Source organism: Pilimelia columellifera subsp. columellifera (genome assembly GCF_039532605.1).
Taxonomy (GTDB): domain Bacteria; phylum Actinomycetota; class Actinomycetes; order Mycobacteriales; family Micromonosporaceae; genus Pilimelia; species Pilimelia columellifera.
Window position 1 is genome coordinate 573,200 of the sequence record NZ_BAAARY010000001.1, and the last position, 15,280, is coordinate 588,479.

At 72.9% G+C, this 15,280-nt stretch carries 11 protein-coding genes and 2 pseudogenes; 10 read left to right on the plus strand and 3 right to left on the minus strand.

Annotated elements, in window-relative coordinates; genetic code table 11:
- Nucleotides 1-53 precede the first annotated feature (53 nt).
- Nucleotides 54-1,019, minus strand: a complete 966-nt coding sequence (locus tag ABD287_RS02690; protein ID WP_344167531.1) for an ABC transporter substrate-binding protein — start codon at nt 1,017-1,019, stop codon at nt 54-56.
- Between the two features lie 264 nt (nt 1,020-1,283).
- Between ABD287_RS02690 and ABD287_RS02695 the strand changes: the two genes are divergently transcribed.
- Nucleotides 1,284-2,099: an ABC transporter ATP-binding protein gene (locus ABD287_RS02695; RefSeq protein WP_344167534.1), complete on the plus strand. Its 816-nt coding sequence runs from the start codon at nt 1,284-1,286 to the stop codon at nt 2,097-2,099.
- A gap of 1 nt (nt 2,100) precedes the next feature.
- Entirely contained in the window at nt 2,101-4,656 is a 2,556-nt protein-coding gene (locus tag ABD287_RS02700; RefSeq protein ID WP_344167537.1) for an ABC transporter permease, read from the plus strand.
- Nucleotides 4,657-4,739: 83 nt separating this feature from the next.
- Here ABD287_RS02700 and ABD287_RS02705 read toward each other — a convergent pair.
- Nucleotides 4,740-4,892, minus strand: a pseudogene (locus tag ABD287_RS02705) (IS3-like element ISTesp3 family transposase); the annotation flags it as partial.
- A 13-nt stretch (nt 4,893-4,905) separates the two neighbouring features.
- On the opposite strand from ABD287_RS02705, the pseudogene ABD287_RS02710 reads away from it, so the two are divergent.
- Nucleotides 4,906-5,120, plus strand: a pseudogene (locus ABD287_RS02710) (IS630 family transposase); the annotation flags it as partial.
- A 104-nt stretch (nt 5,121-5,224) separates the two neighbouring features.
- Here the strand turns inward: ABD287_RS02710 and ABD287_RS02715 are convergent.
- Nucleotides 5,225-6,022 (minus strand): siderophore-interacting protein, encoded by a 798-nt coding sequence (locus ABD287_RS02715; protein ID WP_344167540.1) that lies wholly within the window; start codon nt 6,020-6,022, stop codon nt 5,225-5,227.
- A 203-nt stretch (nt 6,023-6,225) separates the two neighbouring features.
- On the opposite strand from ABD287_RS02715, the gene ABD287_RS02720 reads away from it, so the two are divergent.
- The 7 genes from ABD287_RS02720 to ABD287_RS02750 are packed head-to-tail and all read left to right on the plus strand — an operon-like array spanning nt 6,226 to nt 15,238.
- Nucleotides 6,226-6,996 carry a 2,3-dihydro-2,3-dihydroxybenzoate dehydrogenase gene (locus tag ABD287_RS02720; RefSeq protein WP_344167543.1) on the plus strand — a complete coding sequence of 257 codons (771 nt, stop codon included), beginning with the start codon at nt 6,226-6,228 and terminating at the stop codon, nt 6,994-6,996.
- A 22-nt stretch (nt 6,997-7,018) separates the two neighbouring features.
- Nucleotides 7,019-8,173, plus strand: coding sequence for an isochorismate synthase (locus ABD287_RS02725; protein ID WP_344167546.1), 1,155 nt, complete (start codon nt 7,019-7,021; stop codon nt 8,171-8,173).
- Nucleotides 8,174-8,178: 5 nt separating this feature from the next.
- Nucleotides 8,179-9,801, plus strand: a complete 1,623-nt coding sequence (locus ABD287_RS02730; RefSeq protein WP_344167549.1) for a (2,3-dihydroxybenzoyl)adenylate synthase — start codon at nt 8,179-8,181, stop codon at nt 9,799-9,801.
- Nucleotides 9,802-9,808: 7 nt separating this feature from the next.
- The gene (locus ABD287_RS02735; RefSeq protein WP_344167551.1) at nt 9,809-10,447 is read left to right on the plus strand and encodes an isochorismatase family protein; all 639 of its coding nucleotides are present in this window, start codon (nt 9,809-9,811) and stop codon (nt 10,445-10,447) included.
- Complete coding sequence (locus ABD287_RS02740; protein ID WP_344167554.1) at nt 10,444-11,508, plus strand: 3-deoxy-7-phosphoheptulonate synthase; 1,065 nt, start codon at nt 10,444-10,446, stop codon at nt 11,506-11,508. Before ABD287_RS02735 ends, ABD287_RS02740 begins: the two co-directional genes overlap by 4 nt.
- Nucleotides 11,505-12,635: a glycosyl hydrolase gene (locus ABD287_RS02745; protein WP_344167557.1), complete on the plus strand. Its 1,131-nt coding sequence runs from the start codon at nt 11,505-11,507 to the stop codon at nt 12,633-12,635. Before ABD287_RS02740 ends, ABD287_RS02745 begins: the two co-directional genes overlap by 4 nt.
- Nucleotides 12,632-15,238 (plus strand): alpha/beta fold hydrolase, encoded by a 2,607-nt coding sequence (locus ABD287_RS02750; protein ID WP_344167560.1) that lies wholly within the window; start codon nt 12,632-12,634, stop codon nt 15,236-15,238. Before ABD287_RS02745 ends, ABD287_RS02750 begins: the two co-directional genes overlap by 4 nt.
- Nucleotides 15,239-15,280: the final 42 nt, after the last annotated feature.

Genomic DNA, 15,280 nt, shown 5'->3' on the forward strand with positions numbered 1-15,280 from the left:
GCCGCTGGCGCGGCCGTCGAGGTTGCGCTGGTCACCGCTGTCGACCAGGCCAGTCAGGCGCCGAGGGCCTTGCTGATGTCGTCGAGCACGACGGTGGCGGCGATGGGCCCGCCGCGGGAGGTCCACGGCACGCCGTCCACAGTGACGACCTTCTTGGCCTGGACGACCTTGAGCTTGGACCAGACCGGGTTCTTCTCGGCCTGGGCCAGCGCCGCCGCCCCGTCGTTGTTCAGGGTGCCCAGGAACAGCCAGTCGGCGTCGAGGACGTCCAGCTTCTCCAGGCTCACCGGATCGGAAGGCCCGGTGCCCTCGGTGAGTTGGCCCGCCGGCCGGCCGAGGCCCAGATCGGCGACGATGGTGCTGGCGAAGTGCTGCTTCTGGAGGTAGGACGGGCCCTGCGGGTTCCACCGGACGAGGCTGACGTCGGCCTTGGCGTTCTTGGCGATCGCGGTCTTGACCTCGCCGACCTTCGCGTCATACGTGGCCAGGACCTCGTTCGCCTTGTCGTTGCGGTTCAGCGCCTCGGCCACGCCCTTAAGGCTGGTCTTCCAGTCGTCCTCGACGGTGCTGGTGACCACGGTCGGGGCGATCGCGTTGAGGTCGGCGATCTGCTTGGGGTCCGGCTTGACGAAGTGGCCGTACAGGATGACGTCCGGTTTCGGGCTCAGCGCGGCGATAGCCTCGACATTCGGCTTGATGATCTCGCCGACGATGGTCGCGCCAGGCGCCTTGTCCTTCAGATAGCCGGCGATGCTGTTGCCCTGGCGGGACTTGCTAGCGCCGATCGGCGTGACGCCGAGAGCGATGGCGGCGTCCAGGTCGGTCTCCGCGAGCGCCACGACGTTGGTCGGCTTGACCGGAACCTTGACCTGCGCGCCGGTCGCGTCGGTGACGGTGCGGGTTTCGCCGGTCGCGGCTGGCGCGGTGGTGTCGCCGCCGCCGCCACAGCCAGCGAGCGCTACCACGCCGGCCACTGCCAACGCGGTGAGCCGCGCCGGCGCGAGGAGCTTGCGAATCATGGTTCTCCCAATCAGGTGAAGGGCGAGCGCCGGCAGGCTAGCAGGCCAGGCGAGCCTTACCTAATCAGGCGACGAGGTCGCGAGGCATCGGGAGGGCTCGCCGTCATGCATCGATACCCCTCCCTGCCCATGCGCCCCATCGGCCGCCGCGGCTAGGGGACCCGAACTCATGATCAACTAACCCGCTGCCCGCTACTGACCCACGCTCCTAGCGTTACCGCCGACAGCAACGTTCTCGGTAGTGCCATAGGTGGCGGCGGTCTGATGGGATTGGGTATCTATCCATGCCAGCCGAAATGGGGTCCGATGGCCGGTTCGCTGGAGCCCCGCTCCGCACCTGTACAGGCGCTGCGCCCGGCGCCGATCGCTTACACCGTCGGCCTCAGAAAGGTCTACGGTGAGGGCGAGTCGCAAGTCCTCGCACTGTGCAATGTAGACATACAGCTTCAGGCGGCCGAGTTCACCGCCATCATGGGTCCGTCGGGATCCGGGAAGTCCACACTGCTGCAGTGCATGGCCGGTCTCGACCATCCCACAGGCGGTCAGGTGGTGGTCGAGGGTGTGGATCTCGGTCGACTGTCCCCGGGTAGGCTCACCGACCTACGCAGGGACCGACTCGGCTTCGTGTTCCAGTCGTTCAACCTGATTCCTCAGCTCACCGCGTTGGAGAATCTGACGCTGTCCGAACGGCTGGGCGGCGCCCGCGTCGACCCCGCCTGGCTGTCGCACCTGACCACGGCCTTCGGCCTGACCGATCGGCTGCACCATCGGCCGGCACAGCTATCCGGCGGCCAGCAGCAGAGGGTGGCGGTAGCGCGTGCGCTGGCCCACCGGCCGGCGATCGTTTTCGCCGACGAGCCGACCGGCAATCTCGATTCCCGTACCGGCGCAGAGGTCTTACGCCTGCTGCGAAACGCTGTCGCGCAGACTGGGCAGACCGTGGCGATGGTGACCCACGACCCCGTCGCCGCCGCGTATGCGCACCGCGTCGTGTTTCTGCGCGACGGCGCTGTTGTCGCCCATCTGGCCTCACCGACCGCAGAAGCCGTGCTGCAGCGGCTTGCCATCTTGGAGGGTTGACATGGTCCTAATGGCGTGGCGGAGCCTGCGTTCGCGGTGGGTCGCCACTCTCGCCTCCCTGCTGGCGGTCGTCGTTGGCACGGCGTTGGTGGTGGCGGCGTTGGTGGTCGGCGCCTCGGCCGAGGCGGGGGGTGCGGCGCAGGCGCAACGGCAGTGGCGGCTGGACGGCGCGGATCTTGTGGTCCGGGTGGGTGCCTCTCTCGAGACGTCGGCCGGCTTGGCGGTGGCGCTCAATGAGAGGCCACGGCTGTCGGAGGCGCAACTTGTGGCTGTCGCGGGGGTCCCCGGTGTGGGTGACCTCGCATTGGACGCCGGCTTCTCGGCATTCGTCGTGCATAACGGTACGCACGTCGGGAACGGCGCCGTCCGCTCCTGGGGGCACTCCTGGGCGACTGCGGTGGCCGATCCGGTCCGTCTGACCAGCGGCGCGGCGCCACAGGGTCGGGACGAGGTAGCGGTGGACGAGGCGGTCGCCCGGGCCGCCGGCCGGAGCGTCGGCGACCGGATCGACGTCCTCACGGCAACGGGTGTCCACCAGTACCGCCTGTCCGGGATTGTGGCGCGAGCAGGCCAGGAGTCCGCGTACGCGGTCTTCTTCGATAACAGCACGGCGGCCGAGCTCGGCGGTGCCCCGACTGTCGGCCTGGTCCGGCTGGACCCGGGTGCCTCTGCGGCCGACGTGACCCGGCGGATTCGCGCGTCGGTGCCAGGCGTCGAGGTGCTGTCCGGCGCCGACAAGGGCGCGACGATGCTGGGACCCACGGAGACGGAAGCCCTCGCCGGCGGCATGGGTCAGTTCATCGGAACGATGTCGGCTTGCGCGCTGTTGATCACCGTGTTCGTGATCGCGAGTACCTTGTCGCTGTCGGTGGCGCAGCGGCGGCGGGAGCTGGCCATGCTGCGCGCGGTGGGGGCCTCACCGGGCCGGGTTCGCCGGCTGGTTCTCGGTGAGGCTGCCCTGCTGGGCATCGTCGGCGGTTTGCTGGGCGCTCTGGCCGGCGTCGCGCTGGCGGCGGCAGGCCTACGGCTGTTCGCCGGTGCCGGGCTCATGCCGGAGGGCCTGCCGTTGGCCGGGGTGCCCAGCGGGGTTCTGGCCGGCCTGGCCGCCGCTGGGCTCACCACGATCGTCGCCGGCAGCCTGCCGGCCTGGCGGGCTTCCCAAGTGGCTCCGAGCGAGGCGTTGCGCGCGGTCTACGCCCCGCCGCGCCGTCTCGGCGCGGCACGCACCGTGCTCGGCGTCGTCTCAGCCGCCGTGGGGGTCCTTCTTCTCGTAACCAGCGCGGTGCTGCAGTCGCCGGTGAACACCCTCAAGGGGGCCATCGCCACATCACTGATCTTCACGGCGGCGCCGTTCCTGGTTCTGGGAGCGTCCTTGTTGGGCCCGGTGACAGTCGGCGTGTTACTGCGCCTCGCCGCTCCGGTGCTGGGACGCACCGCTGGCGGATTCCTGGCTGCCCGGTCGATCGCCGCAGACCGGCGGCGGGCGGTCGGACTTGCAACGCCGCTGATGTTGATGGTTGCGGTGGCGTGTGTGCTCCTGTTCCAGGATTGGGCGACGTTCGCCGGCAAATCGCGCAACTACGAGCAGCGCTTGGCGGCCGAGCTGGTGGTAGCCGGGCCGCACATGCTCGGGGTTCCGTCCGTGGTCGAGCAACGGGTGGCCACTGTGCCGCACGTCGCGGCGGCCTCGGGCACGGTCAGCTCATGGGTGTACGCCACCAGCAAAGGCAGCGCCCCACCCAACGTCGAGGCGCTGGGCGTCAATCCGCGTACGATCTCGGAGGTCCTGGACCTCCCAACGGTCTCGGGCTCGTGGAAGTCCTTCGATAACGAGGCGGTGGCGGTCTCGGAAGCCACTGCCACCGAGCGTGGTTGGCGGCCAGGCGTAATGATCGACTATCGGCTGCCTGACGGCGTTCCGGCGAAGGCGACCGTCGCCGTCGTCTACCGCGGCGACAACACGCTCGCCGGGATGCTCGTGCCGCGTCGCGTACTCCTACCGCACCTGCGTGATCAGTTCGACACCGCCGTCTACCTGCGATTGCGGCCCGGGGTAGAGGTCGCCGCAGCGAGGAAGACGGTGTCCGAGAAACTCGCCGACATCCCGGGTGCAGCCGTGCAGAATCGTTCGGTCCATCTGGACACCATGTCGCAGCAGAGCACGGGCGACAACTGGATCGTGTACCTGTTCGTCGCGATGCTGGCCGGCTACGCCGGGATCGCGGCCATCAACGCGCTCATCGGCTCGTCGGTCGGTCAGGCTCCTCTCTTCGCGATGGCGCGCCTAGCCGGCGCCAAGACGCGACACGTGTTGGGCTGGATCGGCGCCGAGGCCGGATTCGCCGCGCTCTCTGGCGTAGTGCAGGGCACGGTGATCGCCGCCGCGGTGATGATTTCCTACGGATACCTGTTGACATCCGAGCTGTGGCTGCCGTTTCCCGGCGGGCAATACCTGTTGATCTGCGCGACAGCGCTCCTAGTCGCGGCTGTGGGAGCGCTCGCGCCGGCCAGGTTGGCAGTCAGTGCCCAATCCCGTGACTTAACGCAGGGCCGATGACAGATTGACACCGGGGCGGAGCGGGGGCTTGCCCCGGATCTTGAACACGGGGGTTATGCGGCTGCTGCGAGCGTAGCCGGGGGATCGGCGAACGCGCGTCGGCCTTGCGGGGTTTCGCGTTTGAAGGTCGCGTTAAACGACTCGGTGAGGGCGTTGTCGGCCGAGTTGCCCACGGCGCTCATCGATTGGCGGACTCCGGCGGTCTCGCAGGCGGCGGCGAAGGCCTTGGAGATGTATTGGGCGCGTTCAACCCCCCGGTGGCTGGCCCAGCATCCTCGCCTGATGCTGATCACCGGGTGGTCCGCTGCAGCCCCCAAGACAAGCCCGTCGAACGCATCTGGGCCGCGTTGAAAGAACACATCGCCAACACCGCTTCCGCCATCATGGCCGACCGGATACGACAAGCCCAAACGTTTCTTCCGCAACCGCACCACCACCAGAACCTCACCACCGCCGCGCCGTAGGCCACCCGCTACGACTGTGAGGATCCTGCTCCAGGCAACCCTCACGATCGCCTCGATCATGGATGGCTACGACCTACACCTGCCTCAAGATCCACCAGATTGGCCTAGTCCTGCTCGGCGTGGTGATCGAAGTTGGTCTCTCCGCGCTTCCAGTACCCGTCGACCACGAACGCGTCCTTCGGGAGACGTTCCCGCAGGTGGCGGCGGATCGGCCGCAGTGACCCCGCCTCGCCGGCGACCCAGGCGAAACCGTCGCCGGGTGGCAGGTCGAAGGTCGTGACGGCCTCGGCGAGGAGATTGGTCCCGGCCGGCGCGCGGTCGCGCCGGAGCCAGGTGACGGTCGCCGCCGCGGCCGTCGGCAACGACTGTTCCTCGGTCGCGTCGGCCACCTCGACGAACACGTAGGCCCGCGCTCCCGCCGGCAACCACTCCAGCCAACGCGACAGGGCGGGCAGTGCCGTCTCGTCGCCGCCGAGCAGATACCAGTCCAGGCCGACGGGAGGGAGGACCGAGCCGCGTGGGCCAAGGACCCCCACAGCGTCGCCGGGTCGGGCGTTGTCAGCCCAGGTGGCGGCGGGACCGGTTCCGTGGACGACGAAGTCGATGTCCAGCTCGCCGTCGGCCGGCCAGTACGCCCGCACCGTGTAGTCCCGGAACACGTGCCGGGCGTCCCGCTCCAGACCGCGCGGGCCGACGGTCGGCATCAGCGGCGGCTCGCCGCGGCGCTCGGGGAAGAACAGCTTCACATGGTCGGCGGGCGCCTGCTCCTGGAAGCCGGCGAGGTCAGGGCCGGCGAGGGTGACCCGGATCATCCGGGGTGAGATCCGCTCGGTCCGACGCACCCGCAGCAGTCGCGGAACAAGGTCATATCGGACGACCCTGGTCGTGGGCGCCGCGCTCATGCCGGGTCTGCCTGGATGACGCGGTTCGCACCGCGGTTGTTGCTCATGATTGTTCCGTTTCTGCACGCAATGCCTGTTCAGGCAATGCTTCCGAAATATCCCAGGGGCGACGACGGAGGCGGCCCCTGATTTCCCTGCCGCGACGCCAAGGATTACCTTAGGCCAGGCTCTCCTAATATAGAGCCTCATCGAGGGGGTCAACCATGTACGGCGACAGTTTCCGCGGTCGCGTCGCCCTGGTGACCGGCGCGGCCGGCGGCATCGGCGCCGCGGTGGCGGCCGCCCTCGCCGAGCACGGCGCGGCCGTCGCCAGCGTCGACATCGACGCCGACGGACTCAGCCGCGACGCCGGGCGCCCGAACTGCCGGCACTACGTCTGCGACGTCAGCGACGCCGCGCAGGTGGCGGACACCGTCCGCCGGGTCGAACAGGATCTGGGCCCGGTGGACATCTGCGTCAACGCCGCCGGCGTGCTGCGGCCGGGGCCGGCAGCGTGGATCAGCGACGCCGACTGGGCCGCCACCTTCGCCGTCAACGTCACCGGCGTCATGCAGGTCAGCCGGGCGGTCGCCGGACAGATGACCCGGCGGCGGCGCGGCGTCATCATCACCGTGTCGTCGAACGCCGGGGGAGTGCCCCGCGCCGGCATGGCCGCCTACGCCGCGTCCAAGGCAGCCTCGACGATGTTCACCAAGTGCCTCGGCCTGGAGCTGGCCCGGCACGGTGTGCGGTGCAACGTGGTCGCCCCCGGCTCCACCGACACCGCCATGGGCCGCCAACTGTGGACCGACGACCGCGGCGCCGACGCGGTCATCGCCGGCGATCCGGACGCGTTCCGGGTCGGGATCCCCCTGGGCCGGATCGCCGACCCGGCCGACATCGCCGACGCCGTCGTCTTCCTCGCCTCCGACGCGGCCCGGCAGATCACCATGCACGACCTGTACGTCGACGGCGGCGCCAGCCTGCGCGCCTGAGCCCACAGCGAAGGACTCCCCCATGACCGTCGCACCCTGCCCCGCCGACGCCACCGCCACCGAACTGCTCGCCCGGCACACCGCCGACGACGCCTTCTACTTCGCTTCGCCGACCGGCGGGCTCCTGGCCAGCCAGGCCGGCGCCGTCCTCGACGTCGGCGGGGAGCTGACCGACATCGCCGGCGCCGTCGACACCGCCCTCGCAGCCCACCCCGCCGACCGGGTCGTCGTCGGCGCCGTCGGGTTCGACCCGGCCACCCGCGTCCGGCTCAGCGTCCCGGAGCAGGTGTGGCGCAGCGGGCCGTTGCCCACCGGCCTGGCCATTCCGGCCCAGCGGCCCGGAGGGGGGATGCGCGCGCGCCGGGAGTTGCCCAGCTGCGCCCGTTACGCCGCCGGAGTCCAGGCGGCGGTGGCCGAGATGGCCGCCGGCGGGCTGTCCAAGGTGGTCCTCGCCCGGGCGTTGGAGATCACCACCGCGGCGCCCGTCGACACGGCGCTGCTGCTGCGCCGGCTCGCGGCCCGTGACCCCGGCGGGTACCTGTTCGCCGTCGACACCGGGGGCGGGTCGACGCTGGTCGGCAGCAGTCCGGAGTTGTTGGTGTCCCGACGCGGGGCCGAGGTGGTGGCCAATCCGTTGGCCGGTTCGACGCCCCGATCGGCCGACCCGGTCGAGGACGCCCGCCGGGCGCGGGCCCTCCTGACGTCGGAGAAGGACCAGCGCGAGCACGCGGTCGTTGTCGCCGCCGTCCGGGGCGCGCTCGGCCGGCTCGGCGTGGACCTGCGGCCGCCGGCCGCTCCGACGCTCGTGAGCACCACCGCGATGTGGCACCTGGGCACCACCGTCCGCGGCCGGGTCGCCGACCCGTCGGTGTCGGCCCTTCGACTGGCCGCCGCGTTGCACCCCACCCCGGCCGTGTGCGGAACGCCGCCGGAGCGGGCCCGCGAGGTCATCGCGGCCCACGAGTCGGCTGACCGTGGGTTCTTCGCCGGGCTCACCGGGTGGCAGGACGCCGCCGGCGACGGCGAGTGGGCCGTCACGCTCCGCTGCGCCCAGGTACGTGGCGACCAGGTGCTGCTGTACGCCGGCGCAGGGGTGGTGCCGGGCAGCCAGCCCGAGGCCGAGCTCGCCGAGACCGAGGCCAAGTTGGGCACCGTCCTGAACGGACTCGGACTGTGACCGCCGTGTCGGACGGTCCTGAGCTGACCCGGTGGCCGGCCGCCGTGGCGGCGGCGTACCGGACGGCCGGGTACTGGCGCGGCCAGTCGTTCGGGGCAGCGCTGCGCGAATGGGCCCGGCGGTCCGGCGACCGTCCGGCGGCGCTCGACGGCGACCGGACGCTCAGCTACGCCGCCCTGGACGCCGCCGCCGACCGGTTCGCGGCCGGCCTGGTCGCCCTCGGCGTCAGGGCGGGCCAGCGGGTCGTCGTGCAGCTGCCCAACACCGCCGACTTCCTCCCGGTGGTGTTCGGCCTGTGGCGCGCCGGGGCCGTGCCGGTCTTCGCCCTGCCGGCGCACCGGCACAGCGAGCTGGGCTACTTCTGCCGGCACAGCGACGCCGTGGCGCTCATCATCCCGGACCGGATCGGGGGCTTCGACCACAGGAGCATGGTCGACGCCATCCGGGCGCAGGCCCCGACGCTGCGGCATGTCATCGTCGCCGGCGAGCCGGGCCCGCACACCGCGCTGTCCGACATCGACGTCGAGCCGGTGGAGTTGGCTGATCCGGACCCGTCCGGCCTGGCCTTCCTCAACCTTTCCGGGGGCAGCACCGGCCTGCCGAAACTGATCCCCCGGACCGCCGACGACTACCTGTACAGCGTCCGGGTCAGCGTCGAGATCTGCCGACTGGGCCCGGAAACCCGGTACCTGTGCGCGCTGCCGGTGGCGCACAACTTCACCCTCAGCTCCCCGGGCGTGCTGGGCGTGCTCATGGCGGGCGGGACCGTCATCATGTGTCCGAACCCGGCCCCGGACACGGCCTTTCCGCTGATCGAGCGGCGCCGGGCGACGATGACCGCATTGGTGCCGCCGCTGGCGTTGCTGTGGCTGAACGCCGACCGGTCCGGGGTGGACCTGTCGTCGCTGCGGCTGCTCCAGGTGGGCGGGGCCCGGCTACCGGACGAGGCGGCCCGGCGGGTACGCGGCGAGCTGGGCTGCGCGTTGCAGCAGGTGTTCGGGATGGCCGAAGGGTTGGTCAACTACACCCGGCTGGACGACCCGGACGAGGTGGTCAACACCACCCAGGGCCGGCCGATGTCACCGGCGGACGAGGTCCGGATCGTCGACGACGCCGACCGGGAGGTGCCCGACGGGCAGGTCGGGCACCTGCTCACCCGGGGGCCGTACACCGTCCGTGGGTACTTCCGGGCGGCCGCCCACAACGCCACCGCGTTCACCGCCGAGGGCTTCTACCGCACCGGGGACCTGGTCCGGCGCACCCCCGACGGCAACCTCGTCGTCACCGGCCGGGCCAAGGACCAGATCAACCGCGGCGGCGAGAAGATCGCCGTGGACGAGATCGAGGCGCACCTGCTGGCCCACGACGCGGTGCACGACGCGGTCCTGGTCGGGGTGCCGGACCAGCACCTGGGCGAGCGTAGCTGCGCCGTAGTCGTCCTGCGCCCGAAGGCGCAGCGGCCGAGCCCGGCGGCGCTCCGGCGGTTCGTCCGCGAGCGGGGCCTGGCCGGGTACAAGACGCCGGACCGGATCGAGATCGTCGACGAGTTCCCGGTCACCGGGGTCGGCAAGATCAGCAGAGCGGCGCTGCGTGCCGCCCTGCGCCGCACGTTCACCGAGGAAAGGTAGGCCCGTCGTGGCGCTTCCCGCCATCTCCGCGTACCCGCTGCCGCGCGCCGAAGAGCTGCCGGCCAGCGGCTGGTCGTGGCGACTCCACCCGCGTCGGGCGGTGCTGCTCGTCCACGACATGCAGCGGTACTTCACCCGCCCGTTCGCCGGCGCCGAGCCGCTGGGGGCCGCCGTGGCGAACATCGACCGGCTGCGCCGCGCCTGCGCCGACGCGGGCGTGCCCGTCATCTACACCCGCCAGCCCGGCGGGCAGAGCCGGGCCGAGCGCGGCCTGTTGCAGGACGTGTGGGGGCCCGGCCTGCCGGCCGATCCGGAGCTGGAGACGATCGTGGCCGAGCTGACGCCGGCGCCAGGCGACACGGTCCTGACGAAGCGCCGTTACAGCGCGTTCCTCGGCACCGACCTGGCTGACCGGCTCGCCGGCCGCGACCAGATGATCATCACGGGGATCTACGCCCACATCGGAGTGACCGCGACCGCCGTCGAGGCGTTCTCCCGCGACATCGCCCCGTTCCTGGTCGGCGACGCGGTCGCCGACTTCAACGCCGCACACCACGCCGACGCGCTGCGCTACGTGGCCGGCCGGTGCGGGGTGGTCGTCGACACCGACGCAGCCGTGACGGCCCTGGTCGGCGTGCCGGCATGACCACCGGCAGCGTTGCCCGCCCCGCCGCGCCGGCCGGTCCGGCCCAGCCGACTGCCGTCGTCGAGGCGCTCCCCAGCTTGGCGGCGTTGGAGGCGGCGGCGCCGCTGTCCGCGCTGCGGGCTCAGGTGACCGCGCAACGGCGACAGACCAGGGCGGTCCTCGACGGCCACGACGACCGTCTCATGGTCATCGTCGGACCGTGCTCGGTACACGACCCGGCCGCCGGGCTGGAGTACGCCGCCCGGCTGGCCGAAGCGGCCCGGGCGTACCGCGACGACCTGTTCGTGGTGCTGCGTGCCTACCTGGAGAAGCCGCGCTCGGTGCTCGGCTGGCGGGGCCTGGTGCCCGACCCCGGCCTCGACGGCGGCGGCGACCTGACCCGCGGCCTGGTGCTCGGCCGGCGGTTCCTGGCCGACGCGGCCGGGCACGGCCTGCCGCTGGCCACCGAGTTCGTGGACCCGATGCTCGCCCCGCTGCTGGCCGACGCGATCAGCTGGGGCTCGGTCGGCGCCCGCACCGTCCACAGCCAACCGCACCGGGCGCTCGCGGCGGGCCTGCCGATGCCGGTCGGGTTCAAGAACGCCCTGGACGGCGATGTCGGCGCCGCGGTGGACGCCGTCCGGGCGGCGGCGGCCATCCATGTCTATCCGGCCCTCGACGCCGACGGGGCCGCGGTGATCGTGCGCGCGGCCGGCAACCGGGACGGCCACGTCGTGCTGCGCGGCGGCGCCCACGGACCTAACCACGACGCCCATTCGGTGAGCATGGCGCAGGATCTGCTCCGGGCGGCCGGGCTGCCCGTCCGGTTGGTCGTCGACGCCTCGCACGGCAACAGCGGCAAGGATTACCGGCGCCAGCCGGCGGTCGTTGGGGACCTGGCTGACCAGGTCGGCGCCGGGGACCGGGGCTTGGTCGGCGTCATGATCGAGTCGTTCCTGGTCGGCGGCCGGCAGGAGCGGCCCGATCGGTACGGCGTCTCCATCACCGATGGCTGCCTGGGCTGGGACGACACCGCCGCGGCGCTGCGGGTGTTGGCGGCGGCCGCGCGGAGCCGTCGGTGAGCGCCCGCAAGGCCCGCCGGGGCCTGGCGGCGACGACCGTCGCGGCGCTGGCCGCCGTCGTCGCCGTGGTCGCCGCCGGGTGCGACGACAGCGCCGCGGCGCCGCCAGCACCCGCGGCGCCGCGGGTCGCGGACCCGTCCGGCCTGGTCACGACGGTGCGGACCGCCGCCGACGGCGTCCGCGTCGCCGACCTGATCAACCGGCCCCGGGTCGCCGGCGCCTGGCCCAGCGAGGCCGGCGCGTCCGGGGTCAACGGCGACCCTTTGATCGACAAAGCGTCGGTGGAGAACTTCTGCCGGTGGCGCGGCCGCCGGTGCGCGATCGCGCACGCCTTCACCGACCGGCGCGGCTGGGCCCCGATGACCACCGGCAGCGGCTGGATGTTCCAGGCGTTCGCCGGCTTCGAGGGCGCGCTGGTGATCTCACAGGGCCTGGTGCCGGAGGGCCGCGCCGACGACCTGGACGACTGCGCCGCCGGCCAGTTTGACCACCTGTGGCACGGGTTCGGCAAGCTCATGGTCGACCACCGCCGGGCCAGCTCCGTGGTCCGGCTGGGCTGGGAGTTCAACGGCGCGTTCATGCCCTGGCACGGCGGCGACCCGGCCACCTGGACCGCCTGCTACCGCCGGGCCGCCGGACAGATCCGTGCCGCGAACCCCGAGGTGGTCCTGGACTGGACCATCAACGCCCACACCACGCCCCCGAACATCTGCGGCGGTGTCAGCACCGGCTGCTACCCGGGCGACGAATGGGTGGACATCATCGGTATCGACAACTACGACCACTATCCGTCGTCGGCCGACAGGGCCGAGTTCGACCGGGTGGCCCAGGCGCCCGAGGGCCTGTCCTGGCTGTACCGGTTCGCCGTCCGCCGGGGCAAGCTGTTCTCGGTCGGCGAGTGGGGCATCGCCCCCGGGTCGGCCGGCAACCCGAGCCGGGAGAACCCGCAGTTCGTCGACTGGATGCACCAGTGGTTCGCCGCCCACTCCGACCGACTGGCCTACGAGGCGTACTTCCACAGCTGCCACGCCGGGGGCATCCAGTCCACTCTCATCGGACCGGCGTCGGCCGGCTGCCGGCAGAACCCGAACGCCGCCGCCCGCTACCGGACGCTGTTCGGCCGATGAACGACCAGACCAGCGCCGTGCCCGCGATCCCCCCGCTGACCGCCGGGCCGTGGGACGGCTCGACCCTGGACCGGCTGGCCGACATCGCCGCCGCCGCGCCCCACCGCCCGGCCCTGTGCGCCGGCGGCGAGCGCGTCAGCTACGCCGAGCTGCTGCGTCGGGCCGGGCGGATCGCCGCCACGGTTCCGGCGGCCCCGCCGGGCGAGCCGGTGGCCACGCTCGTCCCGCAGACCGTCGCCGGGCTGGTCGGCATCGTCGGCGCGCTGACCACCGGGCGCCCGGTGGCGTTGCTGGACCCGATGCTGCCGGCCGAACGGATCGCGCTCATCGCCGCCCGGGCCGGCGCCAGGACGTGCCTGACCGATCCGGCGCTGCGGCCGCTGGCCGAGGCGGCCGGGCTCACCGCCGTCCACATCGACCCGGCGGCGGGCGGGCCCACCGCCGGCGAAGCAGGCCGGACGGTCCCGTCTCCGCCCGCGGCAGCGCCGACCGACCCGGCGTTCATCGTCTTCACCTCCGGGTCCACCGGGCGACCCAAAGGCGTCTCCGTCAGCCACGCCATGCTCGCCAATGAGGCGTACGGGGGCCGTGAGCGGCTCGGCGTCGGCCCGGCCGACCGGGTGGCGCTGGTGCTGCCGGTGGCGTTCATGGCCGGGCTCACCGTGCTGGCGTTCGGCCTGCTCAACGGGGCCACGGTCTGCCCGCACGACCCGCGCGACGGCGGCGTCCGGACGCTGCCGGACTGGTTGGACGCCGCCGCGCCCACCACGGTCCACTGCACGCCGTCGCTGCTGCGCTCGCTGTTGGCGGTGCTGGACCAGGGGCGACGGTTCCCTTCGGTGCGGCTGGTCACCACCTGCGGGGAGGCGGTGCACGCCCGGGACGTGGCGGCGCTGCGCCCCCACCTCGGCGACACCGCCACTTTCACGAGCTGGTCCGGCTCGTCGGAGATCGGACACCTGGCGTTCCTGCCGATCCCGGCCGGCGCCGCCATGCCGGACGGGATCGTGCCGGTCGGCCGGCCGGCCCCGGGCAAGGAGGTGACAGTCGTCGGCGACGATGGCGCTGTCCTGCCGGCGGGGGCGACCGGCGAGGTCGTCGTCACCTCCGCTTACCTGTCCGGCGGCTACTGGGGCGACCCGGAGCTGACCGCGGCCCGGTTCCGGCGGCTGCCGGACGGCCGGACCGTGTACCGCACCGGCGACCTCGGCCGCTTCGACGCCGACGGGACGCTGCGGCTGCTCGGCCGGCTCGACTCCGCGGTGAAGATCCGCGGCTATCTCGTGGAGCCGGCCGAGGTCGAGGCCGCGCTCCTGGCCTGCCCCCAGGTGTCCGAGGCGGCCGTGGTCCCGGTGCGGCGACCGGACGCCCCGGTGGCGCTGGCCGGCTACGTGTCGGTGCGTCCGGGCGCCGCCACCCCGGCGCCGGCGACGCTGCGCCGTCAGCTCGCCGAGCGGCTGCCCAGCTGGATGACGCCGGCCACGATCACCGTGCTGGCCGCCCTGCCCCGCAACGAGCGCGGCAAACTGGACCGGGCGGCGCTGCCGCCGGCCACCCCGCCAGCCGACGGTCCGGCCCCGCGCGACTCGTGGGAAGCGCTCACCGCGGACCTCTGGGCGCAGGTGCTGGAGTTGGACCGGGCGCCCGTCGACGCCGACTTCCTCGACCTCGGCGGCGACTCGCTGACCGCCGAGGAGCTGCTGGCGGCGGCCCAGCAACGGTTCGGGGTGGCGTTGGACGCCGCTGACCTGGCCGCCGCGCCGACCGTCGCGGGGTTCGCCGCCCGGCTCGCCGCCGGCGCCCGCCGCCGGGCCACCCACCCGACGATGACGACCCTGCGTGAGGGCGAGGGCCCGGCGGTGTGGTGCTTCGCCGGGGCGGGGGGTCTCGGCTTCGGGTTCCTGCCGCTGGCCCGACGCCTCGGCGACCAGCCGGTGGTCGCGTTCCACGCGCACGGCCTGGAACGGCGCGGCCGTCCCGACTGGACGGTGGCGGCCGCCGCCCGCCGGCACGTGCGCGACCTGCTGCGCCGCCAACCCGACGGACCCTACGTCCTGGTCGGACACTCGCTCGGTGGGCTGATCGCGCTGGCGGCGGCCCAGCTGCTGCGGGCCAGCGGCAGCCAGGTGGCTCTGGTGGCGCTGCTCGACACGTACCTGCCCGACCAGGCAGGCACGATGGCCTACCAGGGACCGTCCGCCGCCGACCCCGCCCCCGCCGCCGGTGCCCGTCGGGTCGGGCGCTGGACCGGCGCCGTCCGGGCGCTGCTGGGCGACGACCGGCGGCTGTGGTCGCACCGCCTGCGGCTGCCGCTGGCCGGCGTGGCGCAGTTCGACGGCATCACCCAGTACGGAGTCTTCTTCCAACAGGGTCACCTGCTCACGCGGCTGCACCGCCCTCGGCCGTGGGACGGGCCGGCGCTGCTGCTGCTGGCCGGCGACAACCCCGCCAACCAGGACCGTTGGTCGACCGTCCTCACCGGCCCCACCGAGCTGCGGCGCCTGGACTGCGACCACCCGTCGATCCTGCGTGAGCCGCACGTCGCCCTGGTCGCCGAGGCGATCGCCGGGCGGCTGGGCGCCGCTGCCGGGGCGGCCCGGTGACCGCCGTCCGGACGCGTTGGCTCCGTGGGCGTCGCCGGCTCG